The 18209-nt window shown below is 64.0% G+C and carries 20 protein-coding genes; 10 read left to right on the top strand and 10 right to left on the bottom strand.

Annotated elements, in window-relative coordinates; genetic code table 11:
- Complete coding sequence (locus LB568_RS28545; protein WP_224731867.1) at nt 1-1029, top strand: zinc-dependent alcohol dehydrogenase family protein; 1029 nt, start codon at nt 1-3, stop codon at nt 1027-1029.
- 78 nt (nt 1030-1107) lie between these two features.
- Here LB568_RS28545 and LB568_RS28540 read toward each other — a convergent pair whose 3' ends face one another.
- Nucleotides 1108-2217, bottom strand: a complete 1110-nt coding sequence (locus LB568_RS28540; RefSeq protein WP_140570594.1) for a TRAP transporter substrate-binding protein — start codon at nt 2215-2217, stop codon at nt 1108-1110.
- A 262-nt stretch (nt 2218-2479) separates the two neighbouring features.
- On the opposite strand from LB568_RS28540, the gene LB568_RS28535 reads away from it, so the two are divergent.
- Complete coding sequence (locus LB568_RS28535; RefSeq protein ID WP_140570661.1) at nt 2480-3253, top strand: gamma-glutamyl-gamma-aminobutyrate hydrolase family protein; 774 nt, start codon at nt 2480-2482, stop codon at nt 3251-3253.
- Here the strand turns inward: LB568_RS28535 and LB568_RS28530 are convergent, their stop codons facing one another.
- The 5 genes from LB568_RS28530 to LB568_RS28510 form a co-directional block, all read right to left on the bottom strand.
- Entirely contained in the window at nt 3254-3658 is a 405-nt protein-coding gene (locus tag LB568_RS28530; RefSeq protein ID WP_140570596.1) for a hypothetical protein, read from the bottom strand. It abuts the gene before it with no gap.
- A gap of 85 nt (nt 3659-3743) precedes the next feature.
- Nucleotides 3744-4727 (bottom strand): 2-hydroxyacid dehydrogenase, encoded by a 984-nt coding sequence (locus LB568_RS28525; protein WP_140570598.1) that lies wholly within the window; start codon nt 4725-4727, stop codon nt 3744-3746.
- Entirely contained in the window at nt 4724-5746 is a 1023-nt protein-coding gene (locus tag LB568_RS28520; RefSeq protein ID WP_083833194.1) for a LacI family DNA-binding transcriptional regulator, read from the bottom strand. Before LB568_RS28520 ends, LB568_RS28525 begins: the two co-directional genes overlap by 4 nt.
- A gap of 78 nt (nt 5747-5824) precedes the next feature.
- Entirely contained in the window at nt 5825-6709 is an 885-nt protein-coding gene (locus LB568_RS28515) for a DMT family transporter (RefSeq protein WP_041163965.1), read from the bottom strand.
- 198 nt (nt 6710-6907) lie between these two features.
- Nucleotides 6908-7315 (bottom strand): DUF2000 family protein, encoded by a 408-nt coding sequence (locus LB568_RS28510; protein WP_224731866.1) that lies wholly within the window; start codon nt 7313-7315, stop codon nt 6908-6910.
- A 47-nt stretch (nt 7316-7362) separates the two neighbouring features.
- On the opposite strand from LB568_RS28510, the gene LB568_RS28505 reads away from it, so the two are divergent.
- Nucleotides 7363-8238: an AraC family transcriptional regulator gene (locus LB568_RS28505; RefSeq protein WP_013891577.1), complete on the top strand. Its 876-nt coding sequence runs from the start codon at nt 7363-7365 to the stop codon at nt 8236-8238.
- A 16-nt stretch (nt 8239-8254) separates the two neighbouring features.
- Here the strand turns inward: LB568_RS28505 and LB568_RS28500 are convergent, their stop codons facing one another.
- Nucleotides 8255-8725 carry a MarR family winged helix-turn-helix transcriptional regulator gene (locus LB568_RS28500; protein ID WP_224731865.1) on the bottom strand — a complete coding sequence of 157 codons (471 nt, stop codon included), beginning with the start codon at nt 8723-8725 and terminating at the stop codon, nt 8255-8257.
- Nucleotides 8726-9145: 420 nt separating this feature from the next.
- Between LB568_RS28500 and LB568_RS28495 the strand changes: the two genes are divergently transcribed.
- The 4 genes from LB568_RS28495 (at nt 9146) to LB568_RS28480 (ending at nt 12142) form a co-directional block, all read left to right on the top strand.
- The gene (locus LB568_RS28495) at nt 9146-10198 is read left to right on the top strand and encodes a CobW family GTP-binding protein (RefSeq protein ID WP_013891579.1); all 1053 of its coding nucleotides are present in this window, start codon (nt 9146-9148) and stop codon (nt 10196-10198) included.
- Between the two features lie 59 nt (nt 10199-10257).
- Complete coding sequence (locus LB568_RS28490) at nt 10258-10536, top strand: DUF1778 domain-containing protein (RefSeq protein ID WP_013891580.1); 279 nt, start codon at nt 10258-10260, stop codon at nt 10534-10536.
- Nucleotides 10533-11060 carry an acetyltransferase gene (locus LB568_RS28485; protein ID WP_013891581.1) on the top strand — a complete coding sequence of 176 codons (528 nt, stop codon included), beginning with the start codon at nt 10533-10535 and terminating at the stop codon, nt 11058-11060. Before LB568_RS28490 ends, LB568_RS28485 begins: the two co-directional genes overlap by 4 nt.
- 107 nt (nt 11061-11167) lie before the next feature.
- Nucleotides 11168-12142: a WD40 repeat domain-containing protein gene (locus tag LB568_RS28480; protein ID WP_013891582.1), complete on the top strand. Its 975-nt coding sequence runs from the start codon at nt 11168-11170 to the stop codon at nt 12140-12142.
- 15 nt (nt 12143-12157) lie between these two features.
- On the opposite strand, the gene LB568_RS28475 is transcribed toward LB568_RS28480, so the two are convergent.
- Nucleotides 12158-12610, bottom strand: coding sequence for a hypothetical protein (locus LB568_RS28475; RefSeq protein WP_013891583.1), 453 nt, complete (start codon nt 12608-12610; stop codon nt 12158-12160).
- A 158-nt stretch (nt 12611-12768) separates the two neighbouring features.
- On the opposite strand from LB568_RS28475, the gene LB568_RS28470 reads away from it, so the two are divergent.
- From LB568_RS28470 to LB568_RS28460, 3 genes are read left to right on the top strand one after another with little or no spacing between them, the layout of a single operon-like run.
- Nucleotides 12769-14148 (top strand): aspartate aminotransferase family protein, encoded by a 1380-nt coding sequence (locus tag LB568_RS28470; protein WP_013891584.1) that lies wholly within the window; start codon nt 12769-12771, stop codon nt 14146-14148.
- A gap of 11 nt (nt 14149-14159) precedes the next feature.
- Nucleotides 14160-15560: a glutamine synthetase family protein gene (locus LB568_RS28465; RefSeq protein WP_013891585.1), complete on the top strand. Its 1401-nt coding sequence runs from the start codon at nt 14160-14162 to the stop codon at nt 15558-15560.
- A 57-nt stretch (nt 15561-15617) separates the two neighbouring features.
- Nucleotides 15618-16298, top strand: a complete 681-nt coding sequence (locus tag LB568_RS28460; protein ID WP_013891586.1) for a UdgX family uracil-DNA binding protein — start codon at nt 15618-15620, stop codon at nt 16296-16298.
- A 9-nt stretch (nt 16299-16307) separates the two neighbouring features.
- On the opposite strand, the gene LB568_RS28455 is transcribed toward LB568_RS28460, so the two are convergent.
- Together LB568_RS28455 and LB568_RS28450 are read right to left on the bottom strand one after the other, a co-directional pair.
- Nucleotides 16308-17573, bottom strand: coding sequence for a glycerate kinase (locus LB568_RS28455; RefSeq protein ID WP_013891587.1), 1266 nt, complete (start codon nt 17571-17573; stop codon nt 16308-16310).
- Complete coding sequence (locus LB568_RS28450; protein ID WP_013891588.1) at nt 17570-18073, bottom strand: heme-degrading domain-containing protein; 504 nt, start codon at nt 18071-18073, stop codon at nt 17570-17572. The genes LB568_RS28455 and LB568_RS28450 overlap by 4 nt, the downstream gene beginning before the upstream one ends.
- Nucleotides 18074-18209: the final 136 nt, after the last annotated feature.

Genomic DNA, 18209 nt, shown 5'->3' with positions numbered 1-18209 from the left:
ATGAGAGCGGTGCGGCTGGAAGCGGTGGGCAGCATTTCGCTGCGCGAGGTCGATAAACCCGTCCCCGGACTGGACGATCTTCTGGTGCGGGTCGAAGCCTGTGGCGTCTGCGGCACCGACCGGCATCTTTTCCACGGCGAGTTTCCTTGCAGGCCGCCGGTGACGCCCGGCCACGAATTCTCGGGCATCATCGAGGCTGTTGGGGCCGAAGTCTCCGGCTTTGCCGTCGCAGACCGCGTCACCGGCGACCCCAACATCGCCTGCGGGCGGTGCCCGCATTGCCATGCCGGCCGGGTCAATCTCTGCCGCAATCTCAATGCCATCGGCATCCACCGCGACGGCGGCTTTGCCGATTATGTCGTGCTGCCGCAGAAACAGGCTTTCATCCTGCCCGCCGGTTTGAAGCCGACACATGGCGCGTTCTGCGAGCCGCTCGGCTGCTGCCTGCATGGCGTGGACCTGGCCGAGATCAAGCCCGGCAGTTCGGTGGTCGTGCTCGGCGGCGGCGTGATCGGCCTGCTTACCGTGCAACTGGCGCGGCTGGCCGGCGCCACGACCATCATCCTGTCGACAAGGCAGGCTTCACGGCGCGCACTCGCCGAGGAGTTGGGCGCGACAGCGACGGTGGACCCGACCGCCGGCGACGTGATCGATGCCATCGCTGCGCCAACCGGTCTTGTGCCCGGCGGCGTTGACGTGGTGTTCGAATGCGCCGGGGTGCGCGAGACCGTCGAGCAGTCGATGCGGCTGGCACGGGCCGGCGGCACGGTCGTCATCGTCGGCGTGACGCCGCAAGGCATGAAGGTGGAATTCGAACCCTTCGACCTGTTGTTCCGGGAACTCAAGGTGCTGGGCTCTTTCCTCAATCCCTACACGCATCGCCGCGCCGCCGAGCTGATCGCGTCGGGCGCGATCGAGATCGACCGGCTGATCTCCAGGCAAGTGCCGCTCGAAGAGGCGGCTGACGTCATCGCCAGCCCGCCGGCTCCAGGCGAGGTCAAGGTGCTGGTGGTGCCGGGTTTGGGCTGAAGGGCGAGCTTTCGGGAGTTGGCGCCGCCCCTAATCGCCCTGCCGGGCGGATAAGGGGCGGCGCAGACTTCGACAGTCCTACAGTTTGCCGTTGCGCTGCTGGACCATCATGAAGGTGTCGTAATTGTATTCGGCCACCTGCGCCCAGAGATAGTGCTCCTTGCGGAAGCCCTTGATCGAATCCCAGATCTTCTTGAACTGCGCGTTGGAGGCTTCCATTTCGGCATAGACTTCGTTGGCCTTCTCGAAGCAGGCGGCCATGATGTCCTGGCTGAACGGACGCAGCTTGGCGCCCCCGGCCACCAGCCGCTTCACCGCCGGAGGGTTCAAATAGTCGTATTTCTGCAGCATGTTGGCATCGGCGGCCTGGGCGCATGTGCGCAACAGCGATTTGTAAGTCGGCGAAAGCTCTTCGTATTTCGCCTTGTTGAACATCAGGTGGACCGTCGGGCCGCCCTCCCACCAGCCGGGATAGTAGTAGTAGGGCGCGACCTTGTAGAAGCCGAGCTTCTCGTCGTCATAGGGGCCGACCCATTCGGCGGCGTCGATGGTGCCTTTTTCCAGCGCCGGATAGATGTCGCCGCCGGCGATCTGCTGCGGCACGACGCCGAGCTTCTGCACCACCTTGCCGGCGAAGCCGCCGATGCGCATCTTGAGGCCGGAGAGGTCGGCGACCGTGTTGATCTCCTTGCGGAACCAGCCGCCCATCTGCACGCCGGTGTTGCCGCCGGGCAGGCCGAACAACCCTTGCGTGGCGAGAAACTCGTTGAACAGGTCGATGCCGCCGCCATGATAGTGCCAGGCGTTCATGCCGCGCGCGTTGAGCGAGAAGGGAACGGCCGCACCCAGCGCCCATGTCGGATCCTTGCCCCAGTAATAATATGCCACCGTGTGGCAGGCTTCGACCGTGCCGGCCGTGGTGGCGTCAGCGGCCTGCAGGCCGGGCACGAGTTCACCGGCGGCAAAGACCTGGATCTGGAAATTGCCGTCGGTGGCTTCCGACAGCATCTTGGAGAACACCTCGGCGCCGCCATAGATGGTGTCGAGCGACTTCGGGAAGGACGACGCAAGCCGCCATGTCACCTTGGGATTTGACTGGGCAATTGCGGGTGCCGCAAGCGTGGCGGCCGCGGCGGCGGCACCGACGCCGGTCACGCCGGCCTTGCGGATGAATGAACGACGATCCATGAAGTTCCTCCCTATTGGATCAACAGACCGACGTTCGGGAATCCTCGGCTCCCGCATCGGTTGGCCGAAACAATACACAGGCGAGAAGCCTAGTCCAGCACGGCGGCCGGATTTGGTGACCAAGCCGTGCAGCCCTGCAACTATAGTCTAACAGGGATTTCGTGGCACATGCGACACGCTGAAACTTGGCATGGAAAAATGCCCGGAGATCGCCTATTTTGAAGGCAGGACATTCCTTGCCCAGATGGAAAACAGAGCCAAAATGCAGCAGCCGCTCGTCGCCATATCGACCGACGTCCGTCAGTTCGACAACTACACCTGGCATGCCGCCCCACAGCAGTACCTGGAAGCCGCGATCACCGGCGCCGGCGTGTTCCCGCTGCTGGTGCCGTCATTCGGCGACAGGCTCGACTTCGACGAACTCCTGTCGTCGGTCGACGGCGTCATGGTCACCGGCTCGAAGTCCAACGTGCATCCCTCGCTTTACGGCGGCGACGCCAGCGAGGCCAACGGCCCTTATGATCCGGCGCGTGACGCCACCACGCTGCCGCTGATCCGCAAGGCGATCGAGCGTGGCGTGCCACTGCTTGCCATCTGCCGCGGCATCCAGGAGCTGAACGTCGCGCTCGGCGGCACGCTGGGCACCGAGATCCAGGAACGCGAGGGTTCGCTCGACCACCGCGCGCCGGTGAGCGACAAGCAGGACGAACGCTTCGCCATCCACCAGACCATTTCGATCAAGCCAGGCAGCTGCCTAGCCGGCGTGTTCGGTGCCGGCGACATGAAGGTCAATTCGTTGCACCGCCAGGCGATCGACCGGCTGGGATCGAAGCTCGAGGTCGAGGCTGTCGCCACCGACGGCACGGTCGAAGCGGTTTCGGTCAGGGGGGCCCGCGCCTTTGCCGTCGGGGTCCAGTGGCATCCGGAATACTGGGTCAAATCGGACAGCAACTCGGTCAAGATTTTCCGCGCCTTCGGCGACGCGGTACGCCTGCATGCGGCTGCGAAAGCCGGTGCGCGGGCCGCTGCGGAATAATCAATCTTCCGACTTTAAACCACCGGTGGCCGCCAGCGACAGCAAGGGCGTGGCTGGGGCATAGGATTCGTAACCGTTGCCGTCGGCAATGCTGAAAGTGACGATCGGATCGATGCCGTTGGCGCTGAAGGCGACCGAGCCGTCGGTTTGTTCACGCCAGAATTTTGCTTGCTCGATACCTGGTAGGAGCCGGCGGCAGGCCGGCGCGACAGAAAGCAGCGACAAGCCATCGGAAACTTCGGCGCCGCGGCTGACCGCGCAAGCCGCCTCGTCGCCATTGGCGACAAGCCTGTAGGTGTTGGACGGGGCGGGCTCGTTGGCCGCGCTGTCCCCAGTGCCGCCATGGAACAGCTGGATACCGCCAAGAAGCACAGCGGCGGCGATCAATGCGGAGAGCGTCTTCATCCTTGTCTTCATCCCTGTACACGGACAGGATAAACAATGATTTCCAAGGGTTAAGCCGACGTTAATGAATGTGGCGAACTGCCACTCAGCCGCGAGCCCTCACATTCGCAGTCTCCGGCACCGGCGTCAGCGGGCGGCGCTCGCCGAACCAGGACACAAGATTGTCGACGCACAAATCCGCCATGGCGCGGCGCGTGTGCTGCGAGGCCGAACCGACATGCGGCAACAAGGAGGCGTTGGGTGCGTCGAGCAACGCCTTGGGCACATTCGGCTCGGCGGCGAAGACATCGAGCCCGGCGGCGGCGATGGTGCCGTTGGCCAGGGCTGCCGCAAGGGCGGCCTCATCAACTGTGCTGCCACGGCCGATATTGACGAAGACGCCGTTGACGCCGAGCGCCGACAGGATCTCGGCGTTGACCGCCTTCTGTGTCGAAGCGCCGCCGGGCGCCACCGAAATCAGCGTGTCGACCGCTTCGGCCAGACCCTTCAGCGTCGGGTGATACTGGTAGGCAAGACCTTCGACGCGACGCCGGTTGTGGTAGGCGACCGGCAGCCCGAACGCTTCCAGCCGCCGGGCGATGGCTCGTCCGATGCGGCCCATGCCGAAAATGCCGACGCGGCGTGCACGCAAGGTCAGCCGGCTCAGCGGATAGTCGCCCTTCTTCGCCCAGCTACCGTCGCGCAGCCAGGTTTCGGCGCGCGGCAGGTCGCGGATGGTGTTGATGAGCAGTCCGATCGCGGTGTCGGCGACCTCCTCGGTCAAGACGTCGGGCGTGTTGGTGACCATGATGTTGTTCGCCGCCGCATGGCCGACATCGACCGAATCATAGCCGACGCCGAAGGAGGCGATCAGTTCGAGATTGGGAAGCGCATCCATCATGGCCGCGTTGATGCCGGCAAATGAAGCAATGCCCCGCACCGTGCTGCGCATCTCGTCGGTGACCAGCGCCGCATCGGCGCGCTCGATGCCGATGCGCCTGAATGTCCGCTCGATGCGCCCCACCGCGTGGTCGCTGAAACCCGCCGGCACCAGAATGGCGACGGCTTGCAACTCTTCGGCCTTCGTCATGCACGCTCCACCGGTTTGCCGGTCGACTGGCGCACATGCAGTTCCGGCTTGATCAATTCCTGCGAGGGCCGTACCGTCTGCCCGTTGAGCTTGTCGAGCAGCGCGCTGGCGGCGCGGCGGCCAACCTCGCGCTGGCCGTTCCAGACGGTGGTCAGCGCCGGCGTGGCGATCGCCGCCTCTTCGAGATCGTCATAGCCGGTGACGGAGATGTCGACGCCGGGCACCAGGCCGGCGCGCGCGATACCATTCATCAATCCGATGGCGACAAGGTCGTTCCAGCAGCAGGCCGCGGTCGGCCTGTCCTTCAGTGCCAGGAACTGCCCGGCGGCCTCGAAGCCGGCCTGCTTGGTGCGCGGGCCGGCAATGCGCCAGGACGGCCTGACTTCCAGTCCCGCCGCTTCCATGGCGTTGACATAGCCCTGATAGCGGTCGCGTCCGGTCGAGGTCTGGTCGGTGCCGCCGATCATGGCGATGCGCTTGTGGCCGAGCGAGATCAGGTGATTGGTGGCGAGCCCCGTTCCATAGGCATCGTCGCCGCGAAACACCGGCACGTCGGCGCCCTCGACAGTGCGCGCGATCAGCACCGCCGGCAGGCCGTTCTCCTCGGCCATCAGGATGTCGGAAGCCGGGGTGCCGATTGCCGGCGACATGATGACGCCATCGGCGCCGAGCTGCAGCAGCGTGTCGATGAAGGTGCGCTGTTTCTCGAGCTGGTCGTAGTGGTTGGACAGGATGAAGGTTTGCCGGCTGCGGTCGAGCTCGCTTTCGATCGAGCGCAGGATCTCGGCGAAGAAGGGGTTCATGATGTCGTGCACGACGACGCCGACAATGCCCGAGCGCGAGGTGCGCAGGCTGGCGGCGCGACGGTTGTAGATATAGCCGATGGCGCGGGCATGTTCCTTGATGCGGTCGCGTGTCGAGCCGGCGACCAGGGGACTGTCGCGCAGCGCCAGCGAAACCGTGGCCGTGGACACGCCGAGCGCATCCGCGATCGTCGAAAGCTTGATTTTTTGTGCCAGCGCCTTGCGCTCCCCGAACGACCTGAATTCTGACCTAAACTGTTTAAAGGCGGCGTTATGCCACCGATCGGGGGCAAATCAAAGTTTTTTTGCCAGCGCTTCCGCCTCGACATCGGAAGCCGCGCGGCTCTGCAGCCGAAGCCGATGCTCGCGGTGGACGATGTAGAGGCCGCTGGCGACGATGATGGCCGCGCCGAGCAGCGTCCAGCGGTCGGGGAACTGCTTGAAGACGATCCAGCCGGAAATGATCATCCACACCATCTGCGAATAGGGATAGGGAGCGAGCGCCGTTGTCGTCGCCAGCCGGTAGGCCTGGACCAGCAGCCAGTGCCCGACGCCGCCGAACACGCCAAGCATGAGCAGGATGAACCAGTGCCAGCCATCATGCGGCAGCGAGAACGAGAACGGCAGCAGGGGCAACAGCAGCACCGCCGGCGCGAGCGCCGAAAACAGTATGAGGCTTTCCGAGGTTTCGGTCGCCGACATGCGGCGGGTCATGATGACGTAGAAGCAGTTCGACAGCATCGAGCCGAGTGCGAAGAGATGCCCGATGCCAAAAACGCCGACACCCGGCCTGGTGATGATCAGAACCCCGGCGAAGGCAGCCACGATAGCCAGCCAACGCCGCCAGCCGGCCCATTCGCCGAGCAGCGGGCCGGCAAGTGCGGTGATCACCATCGGTCCAAAGAAATAGATCGATGTCGTCTCGGCCAATTGCAGGGACCGCAGCGCCAGGACGTTGAAGATGGTGGAGCCGAACAGGAACAGCCCGCGCAGCACATGCGCCGGCAGGTTGACTGGGCGAAACCGCACCGGCTGGCGCCAGCCGCGCAGGAGAGCGCCGACCAGCACGACATGCACTGCAAAGCGCACCCAGGCGACGATCAGCACCGAGACCCCGGCCAGGACGAGATATTTGCTTGAGGTGTCGAGGAAGGTGAAGAAGACATAGGTGGAAAGCATGCACAGGATCGCCACCGGCGGCGTCGCGCTTTCTGGGTGTCTTTGGGGAGCATTCACTTGCAGGCCGGGGAAAAGCTGGGCTGAAGCCCTCCTTTGCGGGAATTGTGGCTTGCCGGCAAGCCAATTGTCGCCCGCTGCCGCGCCTGGGCGTGCTGGCCTAACAACAGGTGCCGCCAGGCTTAGTCCATGCCTATGTCGCTAGGCGTGCATGCGGTCGCCCTTGGTGATCTTGTCGACCACCTTCTTGTCGGCGCGCAGCGCGATGCCGACCACCTTGGCGTCTTCGGGCGCAAACTCGGCGAAGACGGCGCGATTGGCGGCGTCGAAGCCGGTCGAAAACATCTCCTCGACATAGAGCGAGGTCGTCACGCCACGCTCGAGCGTGCGCCGGTGGATCGCGGCGAGCGTCGCCTGATCGGCCGACAGCACGATGACCGGCTGGATCGACAGCGGATTGTATAGATTGCCTGACCGGTCACGGTAGGGTTCGCCGATGATGCCAGGAAACTGGGCGACGATGCCGCTGGTCAGGAAGGCCGTGACGTTGAGTTTCTGCCAGACCGGCAGGTCCTCCCTGAGCACGATTGCAAATTTCGTATCGAACATGAGACATTACCCATTCGAACTGTCCCCATTCGAGGCTGAAGGAGACGATGTCGCACGATCTAGGCAGCCAGGCCTTCGAGGGTCTTGGACGTTTGTGCGCCGATGCGGCTGAGAACTGCATCATCTCGGCTCCCGACCCTGCGGGCATGGAGCGGATCGAGGCGCGATTCCATGGCAGCGCCTTCGACCTGCACCGCCATGACACCTATGCGATCGGGGTGACGCTGCAGGGCGTGCAGACCTTTCGCTATCGCGGCGAGACCCGGGTAAGCCTGCCCGGCCAGATCATCGTGCTGCATCCCGACGAGTTGCATGACGGCGGCGCCGGCACCGAGGACGGGTTGCGCTACAGGATGCTCTATCTCGAACCGTCGCTGATGCTCGACTGCCTTGGCGGCGCATCGTTGCCCTTCGTCAGGGACGCCGTGGTGACTGACGATGCCTTTTGCGCAACGCTGCTTTCGGCACTGGGGCCGCTGGAGCAGGAACTCGACGAGCTGTTCGTCGACGACTTCCTGGCGCAGCTGATGCAGAGGCTCTCGCGGCATGCCGGCCAGCCGGGCAAGCCGATAGCCAGGACGGCGTGGCAAGCGGCCGCGGCGGCGCGTGACTATCTCACGGAAAACCTGAACCGTCCGGTGGGGTCGGGCGAATTGGAGGCGATCACCGGGCTCGACCGCTATGCATTGTCACGGCATTTCCGCGCCGCCTTCTCAACCAGCCCACATCGTTTCCTGGTGATGCGCCGGCTTCAGCACGCGCGGCGGATGATCATCGCCGGCGAACCATTGGCGCAGATTGCCGTCGAGGCCGGCTTCAGCGACCAGAGCCATTTCAACAGGCAATTCAAGAAGGCGTTCGGCATGACACCTGGACGCTGGTCTTCGCTGATCCGTGGACCGGCCGCGATGGCGGCGGCCTGATCGTCGTACCGGACTATCAGTCGTCCGACTCGGCGTCGTCGTCCATCAACACCAGCTCCTCGTTGGAGAGGTTGGCCTCGATGCGGGCAAGCAGCCTGAACAGCGCCTTCTGGTCCTTCTTGTCGAGGCCTTTCAGCGCCTGCTTCTCGGTCTTCTTCACCGACTTTTCGATGGCGCGGATGGTTTCGCGGCCGGTGTCGGTCAAGAAGATGTGCGCCTGGCGGGCATCGGCCTCGGAGGCGCGCTTTTCCAGGAAACCCTGCGCCTGCAGCCTGTTGATGGTCTTGGTGATGGTGGGCGGGCGCACGCCGAGGCGACCGGCAAGATTGCCCGGCGTCTGGCCGTCCTCGCGGTCGAGCGCCAGCATGATCTGGTCCTGGCCGGCATAGAAGCCGTGCGCCAGAAGCCGAGCCGCCAGTGCGGTCCTTGCCAGCCTTGCCGCGGAATGCAGCCGGCTCATCGTTGCAGTCTTGTCCGCCTTGGCCATGGTCATCCCTCTTCGGCCGTACCGGTGCGTGCAGCATAGACGCAGCCGGCCGGTTGGCAATCGACGATCGAAAAAGATTCCGGCGCTCCAAACAGCTTTGCCGGCAAGCATTGCGGTGTCCGCCGTGGCTAATGCCAGATGTTTATTTCAGTTAGATGACAAACGAGTTTCGGCAACGGTGGATTCACAGCCACCGCGACGCGGGCCCGGTGTGACGGTCCGCAGACCTGGACCGGACGCCCTGTTTGTCGTCACGTCGCGGAGGCAGCGAAGCTTTTCGCAGCCAGGATCATGGGACAATCCGGCCGGCCGCCTTGGCCCATTGGTTTGCCCCGTGCAAAAGCCCGGCACACATCCTATATGGAGCCGACAATCCCTTTCGCGGCCCCAGATTTTGGCCCAGTCAGTTCGAGGCAAGCCATGAGCGACGCACAGACGCAGATCCCCGTAACCGTTCTCACCGGCTATCTCGGTGCCGGCAAGACGACGCTGCTCAACCGCATCCTGTCGGAGAGCCACGGCAAGCGTTACGCCGTCATCGTCAATGAATTCGGCGAAATCGGCATCGACAACGACCTGATCGTGGAATCCGACGAGGAAATCTACGAGATGAACAATGGCTGCGTCTGCTGCACGGTGCGCGGCGACCTGATCCGCGTCGTCGAAGGCCTGATGCGCCGCCCCGGCCGCTTCGACGCCATCGTGGTCGAGACCACCGGTCTCGCCGATCCGGTGCCTGTGGCGCAGACCTTCTTCATGGACGACGACGTGCGCTCCAAGACCAAGCTCGATGCGGTGGTAGCGCTGGTCGATGCCAAGCATCTGCCGCTCCGGCTCAAGGATTCCAGGGAAGCCGAGGACCAGATCGCCTTCGCCGACGTCGTCGTGCTCAACAAGACCGACCTCGTCACCCCCGAAGAGCTTGCCAAGGTCGAGGCGACGATCCGCGCCATCAATCCGGCGGCAAGGATCCATCGCACCACCCGCGCCGGCGTCGCCCTGTCGGAGGTGCTCGACCGTGGCGCCTTTGACCTCTCCAAGGCGCTGGAAAACGATCCGCATTTCCTCGAGGCGCATGACGACCACGATCACCATCATCACGACCATGATGGTCACGATCACCATGACCATGATCGGCATGACCATCACCATCACGCGCATCCTTCCGACATCCATGACGTGACGGTGCAGTCGGTGTCGCTGCGCGGCGGCGAGATGGACCCGAAGAAATTCTTCCCGTGGATCGAGAAGATCACCCAGATGGAAGGCCCAAACATCCTGCGGCTGAAGGGCATCATCGCGCTCAAGAGCGACGACGAGCGCTACGTCATTCAGGGTGTGCACATGATCATCGAGGGCGACCACCAGCGCGCCTGGAAAGACGGCGAGAAACACGAGAGCCGGCTGGTGTTCATCGGCCGCGAACTCGACGCCGAGCGGCTGAAGAAGAGCTTTGACGCCTGCCAGGCATAAAGGATTGACCTTGATTTCGCGTACACATATTATGTGTACGTGAAATCAAGGAGGCACCCATGCCGCGGACCGCCGACAATAAGACCGAGCGTTATCAAATCCGCATTGCGCCGGCGCAAAAGGCGATGATCGCGCGGGCGGCTGCCCTGTCGCATCAGGACGTGGCTGACTTCATCCTCAACAAGGTGGTGCCCGAAGCTCAGGCCGTGATCGAAGCGGCCGAGGTCACGAAAGTATCCGACCGCGATTTCACGCGCATACTCGACCTTTTGGAGCACCCGCCGAAACCCAACGCCAAGCTGCGGGCAGCGATTGCGGCCTTGCCAGATACGCTGTGACGCTTCCGTCCTGGCACGAAGAGGCGATTGCGAAACGGCACAATCGAACTTCCTTCGATTGCGGCGATGCGCAAATGAATGATTTTATGCGGCGTTTCGCACGGCAAAGTCACGAGCAGAATGCCGCCAAGACCTTCTGTGCGATTGATGACGCGGCGCCGGAACGAATTCTCGGCTTCTACACAATCGCGCCCTCTGCCGTCGTTCATGGAAACGTGCCGGCAGCCATGACGAAGGGCTTGGCACGGCACGAGGTTTCCGGCTTCAAGCTCGCCCGCCTCGCAACCGACCGCACCGCCGCAGGACAAGGACTTGGAGGCCAATTGCTCGCCGCGGCGGCATTGCGCTGCCTGCGGCTTGCCAGCGAGGGTGGGGGCATCCTGCTCATTATCGACGCCAAGAGCGAGCGCGCTGCGAAATGGTACGCCAGCTACGGTGCCGAGCGCCTTCAAGGATCGGATTTGACCCTGGCGATGCCCCTGGCGACATTCGCAACCGATCTACGACTTAAGGGGTTGCTTTGACAAGCCTCGCGCCACTTTGCCTGTCCTCCCGGTTGCCGGAACTGCAAACGTCGAGTAAGCCGCCCGAACACGCCTCTCCAATTTCGTCCGGTTGAACAAAGATAGCCATGCCCACCGTCGCCCCGCTTGATCTCGAAGGCCACTGCCTTGCCGCCGTCTTCCTCGGCGATGTGCCGCATTTCGTGCTGGCCGATGGCGCCGTCCACCGGCTCGACAATGGCCACAAGACGGTTCAGGCCAATGACGGGCTGCTCGCGGCCTTCCACGACGCAGCCAACGACCGGCTGATCACCGGCGGTGAGGACGGCAAGGTGTTTGCCGTGAAGGCGGGCGGCGAGGCACAGGAATTGGCAAGCGCCGGCAAGAAATGGATCACCAGCGTCGCGGCCGGACCGCAGGGCGCCATTGCCTATGCGACGGGGAAAACCGCCTTCGTGCGTTTCGCCGACGGCAAGACCCGGGAATTCGTCCATCCGCGCTCGGTCGAGGGGCTGGCGTTTTCGCCCAAGGGCATGCGCTTCGGCGTTGCCCGCTACAATGGCGCGACGCTGCATTTCCCGGCTGCCGAGGGCAAGCCGGTGGAACTCGAATGGGCTGGCGCCCACACCGGCATCACCTTTTCGCCCGACGGCGCCTTCCTCGTCACCACCATGCAGGAAAACGCCTTGCACGGCTGGAAGCTGGCGGACGGCAAGCACATGCGCATGACCGGCTATCCCGGCAAGGTCAAAAGCCTGTCATGGAGCGTCAAAGGCAAATGGCTGGCGAGTTCCGGCGCGCCGGCGGCGATCGTCTGGCCGTTTTCAGGCAAGGACGGCCCGATGGGCAAGGCGCCTCTGGAACTCGGCACGCGCGGCAACGCCATGGTGACGGCTGTTGCCTGCCACCCGAGCCAGGATGTCGTCGCCGTCGGTTATGATGACGGCATGGTGATGGCGGTGCGCTTCTCGGATGCCAAGGAAGTGCTGTTGCGGCGGCCCGGCAAGGGCGCGATCACCTCGATGATGTGGGACAAGGAAGAACGCCGCATCGCCTTCGGCAGTGCCGCCGGCGACTGCGGCGTCATCGACATCACGGCGTAGCTTCGAAATAGCGGATCATTCGGCGCTGCAGGAAACCTTGCCTGTCAGATCGACCGGCTTGCCGTCGCTGTCCTTGTCGGCCGTGCTGTCATAGACGGCAAGCTTGTAGTCCCCATCATAGACGCCTTCGTCGCTGGCCCTGGTCAGGATCGTCAGCTCGACGGAACTGAAGGTCTTGGCCATCTCCTGCTCGTGGTAGATGTTGAGCCGCAGTTCCTTGTTGTCGAGCCAGTACTGGGTGAGGTTGGAATCCTCGAACGTGGTCTTTCGCGATTGGTCGCCGACAGGCCTTGCCTTGATTTCAAGATCACCGCGAAAGTTGAAGATCGGGCCGCCCATACCGGTGGTGACGCCGGCATCGACCTGGAATTTCACCGCCGTGTCATCGACCGAGCACCAGATGCCGCCGGTGGCGAACGCCGTGCCGACCGACAGCAACAGCGCCGTCACGCAGATGATCGTCCGCATTTTTGCCCCCCGTGTTGCCATTGCCGGCAGCATTGACGCTGAGTTCTCGGGCACGGTCAAGCACCGCCATTGACGGCTGAGCCAATGCAGGACAGACGCGCGGCCAATTGCGGTCGCCGACCCGAATTGGCTAAGAGGAACCTGTCAAAGGGGTTTCCATGCACAGCGACATGTCAAAGACGGCCATCGGTGGCATCAGCCGCGACCGCATCGCCAATCTGCGCGAGACCGAAGGAGAAGTGTTCCGCAAGGCACGGCCGAAATCGCAAGCGAAGGTCGGCAACGGCCTGCCCGGCTTCTTCGGCGGCGTGCCGATGCACTGGATGAATGACTGGCCAACGCCATTTCCGATCCTGGTCGACAGCGCCAGGGGCGCCACGATCACCGATATAGACGGCAACAGGCTCGACGATTTCTGCCTCGGCGACACCGGCTCGATGTTCGGCCATTCGCCGCCAGCGGTGGCGCGCGCCATCCGCCGCCAGGCCGGCCGCGGGCTGACCTATATGCTGCCTTCGGAAGACGCGCTCGCCATCGGGCCGCTGCTGCAGCAGCGTTTCGGCCTGCCGTTCTGGCAGATCGCGACGACGGCGACCGACGCCAACCGCTTTGCGCTGCGTGTCGCCCGCGCCGTCACCGGCAGGGAAAAGATCCTGGTCTTCAACGGCTGCTATCACGGCTCGGTGGACGAGACGATGGTGCGGCTGATCGACGGCAAGCCAATCAACCGGCCGGGACTGGCTGGCGAGTTCCGCGACCTGACCCGTACGGCCAAGGTCATCGAGTTCAACGACATTCCAGCGCTTGAGGCAGCGCTCAAGGACAAGGATGTCGCCTGCGTCATCGCGGAACCGGTGCTGACCAATTCCTGCATGGTTCTGGCCGATCCCGGCTTCCACGATGCGTTGCGGCGTCTCACCCGCGCGACTGGCACGCTGCTTCTGATCGACGAGACGCATACGATCTCGACCGGTCCGGGCGGCTACACAAGGAAATATGGACTCGATCCGGACTTGTTCGTGCTGGGCAAGCCGATCGCCGGCGGTGTGCCGGCGAGCGTGTGGGGCATGAGCGACGAGGTCGCCTCGCGCTATGCCGACTACAACAGGACCAAGGAGCCCGGCTATTCCGGCATGGGCACGACGCTCTCGGCCAATCCGCTGCAATTCGCCACCATGCGCGCGACGCTCGAAGAGGTGATGACCGAGGACAATTACGACCGCATGGACCATCTGGCGCGGCGGCTCGATGCCGGCCTGACCGGCGTGATCGACCGCTACAATCTGCCCTGGCATGTCGCCCGTGTCGGCGCCCGCGTCGAGTTCATCTGCGCGCCCGGCCCGCTGCGCAATGGCGCCGAGGCGGAAGGCGCGCATGCGCCGGAGTTGGAAGCCGCCATCCATGTCGCGCTGGTCAATCGCGGCGTGTTGATCGCGCCCTTCCACAACATGATGCTGATCTCGCCAGCGACCTCAGGCGCCCAGGTCAACCGGCTGATCGCCGCCTTCGGCGCGGTTGCGGCAAAGCTTGCGGCATGAGACAAGCGGCCATGGACAATGCCATCGTGACCTCACCTTCGGGCTCCTCGCCCACCGAGGCGCAAGCCTTTCTCGACGCCCATCCCGAGATCGAAGCCTTCGATATCGTGCTGACAGACGCCAATGGCGTCGGCCGCGGCAAGATCGTGCGCCGGCATGAGCTGAAAAGCATCTTCGAGGGCGGCCGCCACATGCCGATCTCGATTCTCGGCCTCGACATCACCGGCGAGGATGTGCATGAAACCGGACTGATCTGGACGACCGGCGACGGCGATCTCCGGGCATGGCCGATCCCCGGCACGCTTGTGCCGCTCCATGGCACCAACCCGCCGCGCGGCCAGGTGCTGATGGCGATGTACCATCTCGAAGGCCAGCCAATGTCTTCGGACCCGAGGCTGGCACTGGCCCGGCAAGTCGACATACTGGCGGCCAAGGGGCTCTATCCGGCCGGTGCCTTCGAACTCGAATTTTTCCTGCTGGCCAACGAACGCGATGCCGACGGCAAGGTGCAGCCGGCGCGCGCGGTGCTTGACGGCCGTGTCTCGGGCAAGACGGAAGTCTATTCCGTCGACCATCTGCACGGCATGGAGCCGCTGTTCTCCGACATCTATGCGGCCGCCAAGGTGCAGGGAATTCCGGCCGAGACGGTGATTTCCGAATATGCGCCGGGCCAGTACGAATTGACGCTGAACTACCGCAAGGACGTGATGCGGGCGGCCGACGACCTCGTCATGCTGAAGCGGCTGGTGCGGGCACAGGCGCGCCGTCACGGCGTCACCGCCTGTTTCATGGCCAAGCCGATCGAGAAATACGCCGGTTCGGGCATGCATTTCCACGTCTCGCTGCAGGACAAGGTGGGCCGAAACGTATTTTCGGAAGCCGGCGGCGAAAACTGGTCGCTGCCGCTGCTGCGCGGTCTCGGCGGCTTGATCCAGACGATGGCGGAATCGATGCTGGTGTTTGCGCCGCACGCCAATTCCTGGCGGCGTTTCGTCTCGCAATCCTACGCCCCGGTGGCACCGACCTGGGGCGTCAACAACCGTTCCGTGGCGTTGCGCGTGCCGGCGGGCGACGCCAAGAACCGGCGCATCGAGCACCGGCCGTCCGGTGTCGACGCCAACCCCTACCTGATCGCCGCGACAGTGCTCGCCGGTATCATCAAGGGCCTCGACGAGGGGCTCGATCCCGGCCCCGAAACGACGGGCAATGGCTATGAGGCTGCCGTCACCCGCACGACGATGCCGGCCGACTGGCGCGCCGCCATCGAGGCCGCGAGGACATCCAGCTTCCTGAAGGGTGCGCTCGGCGAGGATTTGCACCGCACCTTCGTGGCGATCAAGCAGTCCGAATATTTGCGTGTCGCGCGCACGGTGAGCGAGCTGGATTATCATCTCTACCTGCACGAGGTCTGAGCAGGGAACTATCGCCCGCTTCGGCCATTTCAATATTGGAATGGACGAGGCAGGATGATGGCGACCACAGGCCTTCCGCGCAATGCGAAGATGCCAGCCCGGCGCGTTTCCGTGCCGCGCGCCGAGTTGATATCGGACGAGACTGATGCCAACTCGATCCCGGAACTGCGCGACGCGGCAGAAGGTTGCCGTCGCTGTCCGCTGTGGCGCAATGCGACACAGACCGTCTTCGGTGAGGGTCCTGACAACGCCAAGGTGATTTTCGTCGGCGAACAGCCGGGTGACCAGGAAGATCTCGCCGGCAAACCATTTGTCGGCCCGGCGGGCAGGGTGTTCGATGCTATCCTCGTTGACGCGGACGTTGACCGCCAAAAAGTCTATGTCACCAACGCGGTCAAGCACTTCAAATTCGAGCCACGCGGCAAGCGTCGCATCCACTCCAAACCCAATGCCGGCGAGGTTCAGGCCTGCCGCTGGTGGCTCGACCAGGAGTTCGACCTGATCAAGCCGAACCTTGCCGTGGCGCTCGGCGCAACGGCGGCGTTGTCGCTGCTTGGCAAGGCGACACCGGTGATGAAGATGCGCGGCCAGGTGATCGAGCGCGAGGACGGCCTGCGTGTGTTCATCACCATCCACCCTTCCTTCATCCTACGCATCCGCGAGCCTGCGGACAAGGAAGCCGAGCGCGAGCGCTTCCTGAAGGATATGAGAGAGGTGAAGCGGTTGATGGCTGCTTGAGTTGTTGCCCTAACGTATAAGGATCGCCCTGAGATCGTTGACGTTCGTGCCCGTGGGCCCTGGCACGAACAGGTCGCCGACCGCATTGAACGCCGTCCAGGCGTTGTTGCCCGCCAGCATGGCCTTGGCATCCACACCCGCCGCCCGCATGCGCGAAACGGTCGAACCATCGGCGAAGGCGCCGGCATTGTCTTCCGACCCGTCGATGCCGTCCGTGTCGGCGGCCAAGGCGTGGATACCCTCAACGCCGTTGATGCCGATGGCGAAGGCAAGCAGGAATTCCGAGTTGCGGCCACCCTTGCCCTTGGCGCGCAAAGTCACGGTTGTCTCGCCACCAGACAGGATCAGCGCTGGCTTTTGGAATGGCCGGTTGCGCGTCGCGACCTCACGCGCAATCGCCGCATGGACGCCACCGACCTCACGCGCTTCGCCCTCGATGGCATCCGACAGGATGACCGCCTCGATGCCCTGTCGACTGGCTTCCGCGGCTGCCGCTTCCAGAGAGACGCCGGCCGAGGCGATGAGATGCACCTCGTTGCGCGAAAAGCGCTGGTCATCGGGATCTGGCGCATCGGCAGCCGGCGAATTGATGTGCGCCATCACCGCAGCGGGCACCTTCATGCCATAGGCCGATATCGATGCCAGCGCATCTTCTCGGCTGCCAACGTCCGGCACGGTCGGCCCGGAAGCGACGAGTGCCGGATTGTCGCCGGGAATGTCGGAGACAACCAGCGACACCACCTTGGCCGGCCATGCGGCGGCCGCCAGCCGGCCACCCTTGATGGTGGAAAGGTGCTTGCGGATGGTGTTCATCGCAGCGATCGGCGCGCCGGAAGCAAGCAGCGCCTCGTTGACGGCAATCTCGTCGGCGAGCGTCAGGCCGGCGGCCGGCGACGGCAGCAGCGCCGAGCCGCCGCCGGAAATCAACGCTACGACCAGGTCGTCCGCGGTCAGCCCCCGGACCTTTTCCAGCAATCGCCGCGAAGCTTCGAGGCCAGCGGCGTCCGGCACAGGATGCGCCGCCTCGATGATCTCGATGCGCTCGCATTTGGCACCATAGCCGTAGCGAGTGACGACCAGCCCTTCGATCGGCCCGTCCCATACCTTCTCGAACGCCGCCGCCATCTGCGCCGAGCCTTTTCCCGCGCCAATGACGATGGTGCGGCCCTTGGGTCTGGCCGGCAGATGATCCCTGATGGTGCGCTCCGGATCGGCGGCGGCGACGGCGGCGTCGAAGATCGAGATGAGGAAAGCCTTGGGGTCGAGTTCTGTCATTTGGCTTCCGGCGGCAAGGCAAGCTCTTGGCGGTCGATGCCCAGGTGGGCGCACAGCGCATCGACGACCACGCCGTGATCCTCGCGCTCCGGCAGGCCGGACACAGCGATCACGCCAATGACGCCGGAGCCCTTGACCGTGACCGGAAAACCACCGCCGGCCAACACATAGTCCGAGATGTCGAGGCCTTCGCCGACCTTGAAGGTGCGGTCCGGGCGCTGCTGTTCCAGGACCAGCCGATAGGTGCTCCTGAGATACCGCCTGACGACGTTGATCTTGCGCCGCGCCCAGTCGGGGTTTGAAGCGTTCGAACCCGGCATGGCGGCATAGAACAGCGGCCGGTCGAAAGTCCTGATGTCGACGATGACAGGCATGTTCTCGGCAAGCGCGCGGTCGCGGATGGCCGAACCGATCTTGAAAGCGACAGCCTCGTCGAAGGCGGGAAAGACAAGGGCTTCTTCCTGTCTCTTGATCAGAGCGATGTCTTCGGCAACGGCCATTTTCTTCCTCCGAAAATCGTCACACGTCGTTTGTACGACAAGCTCTGCCTGGTCAAGCACATGTCGCAGCGGTCGTCTTGCCCCGCCAGCGTCGACCCCCACTCCGTCGAGCTTCCTCTACCCCGTCGATCGGGAG

Source organism: Mesorhizobium sp. B263B2A (assembly GCF_020165775.1).
Classification (GTDB): domain Bacteria; phylum Pseudomonadota; class Alphaproteobacteria; order Rhizobiales; family Rhizobiaceae; genus Mesorhizobium; species Mesorhizobium opportunistum.
Note: the sequence above shows the minus strand (reverse complement) of the source record. Positions and strands in the feature narration are given on the sequence as shown.

Excerpts from the sequence above, each read along its gene's own strand:
- LB568_RS28545 (WP_224731867.1), top strand. The coding sequence starts at position 1 with ATGAGAGCGGTGCGGCTGGAAGCGGTGGGCAGCATTTCGCTGCGCGAG.
- LB568_RS28540 (WP_140570594.1), bottom strand. The coding sequence starts at position 2,217 with ATGGATCGTCGTTCATTCATCCGCAAGGCCGGCGTGACCGGCGTCGGT.
- LB568_RS28535 (WP_140570661.1), top strand. The coding sequence starts at position 2,480 with ATGCAGCAGCCGCTCGTCGCCATATCGACCGACGTCCGTCAGTTCGAC.
- LB568_RS28530 (WP_140570596.1), bottom strand. The coding sequence starts at position 3,658 with ATGAAGACGCTCTCCGCATTGATCGCCGCCGCTGTGCTTCTTGGCGGT.
- LB568_RS28525 (WP_140570598.1), bottom strand. The coding sequence starts at position 4,727 with ATGACGAAGGCCGAAGAGTTGCAAGCCGTCGCCATTCTGGTGCCGGCG.
- LB568_RS28515 (WP_041163965.1), bottom strand. The coding sequence starts at position 6,709 with ATGCTTTCCACCTATGTCTTCTTCACCTTCCTCGACACCTCAAGCAAA.
- LB568_RS28510 (WP_224731866.1), bottom strand. The coding sequence starts at position 7,315 with ATGTTCGATACGAAATTTGCAATCGTGCTCAGGGAGGACCTGCCGGTC.
- LB568_RS28505 (WP_013891577.1), top strand. The coding sequence starts at position 7,363 with ATGTCGCACGATCTAGGCAGCCAGGCCTTCGAGGGTCTTGGACGTTTG.
- LB568_RS28500 (WP_224731865.1), bottom strand. The coding sequence starts at position 8,725 with ATGGCCAAGGCGGACAAGACTGCAACGATGAGCCGGCTGCATTCCGCG.
- LB568_RS28495 (WP_013891579.1), top strand. The coding sequence starts at position 9,146 with ATGAGCGACGCACAGACGCAGATCCCCGTAACCGTTCTCACCGGCTAT.
- LB568_RS28490 (WP_013891580.1), top strand. The coding sequence starts at position 10,258 with ATGCCGCGGACCGCCGACAATAAGACCGAGCGTTATCAAATCCGCATT.
- LB568_RS28480 (WP_013891582.1), top strand. The coding sequence starts at position 11,168 with ATGCCCACCGTCGCCCCGCTTGATCTCGAAGGCCACTGCCTTGCCGCC.
- LB568_RS28475 (WP_013891583.1), bottom strand. The coding sequence starts at position 12,610 with ATGCGGACGATCATCTGCGTGACGGCGCTGTTGCTGTCGGTCGGCACG.
- LB568_RS28470 (WP_013891584.1), top strand. The coding sequence starts at position 12,769 with ATGCACAGCGACATGTCAAAGACGGCCATCGGTGGCATCAGCCGCGAC.
- LB568_RS28465 (WP_013891585.1), top strand. The coding sequence starts at position 14,160 with ATGGACAATGCCATCGTGACCTCACCTTCGGGCTCCTCGCCCACCGAG.
- LB568_RS28460 (WP_013891586.1), top strand. The coding sequence starts at position 15,618 with ATGGCGACCACAGGCCTTCCGCGCAATGCGAAGATGCCAGCCCGGCGC.
- LB568_RS28455 (WP_013891587.1), bottom strand. The coding sequence starts at position 17,573 with ATGACAGAACTCGACCCCAAGGCTTTCCTCATCTCGATCTTCGACGCC.
- LB568_RS28450 (WP_013891588.1), bottom strand. The coding sequence starts at position 18,073 with ATGGCCGTTGCCGAAGACATCGCTCTGATCAAGAGACAGGAAGAAGCC.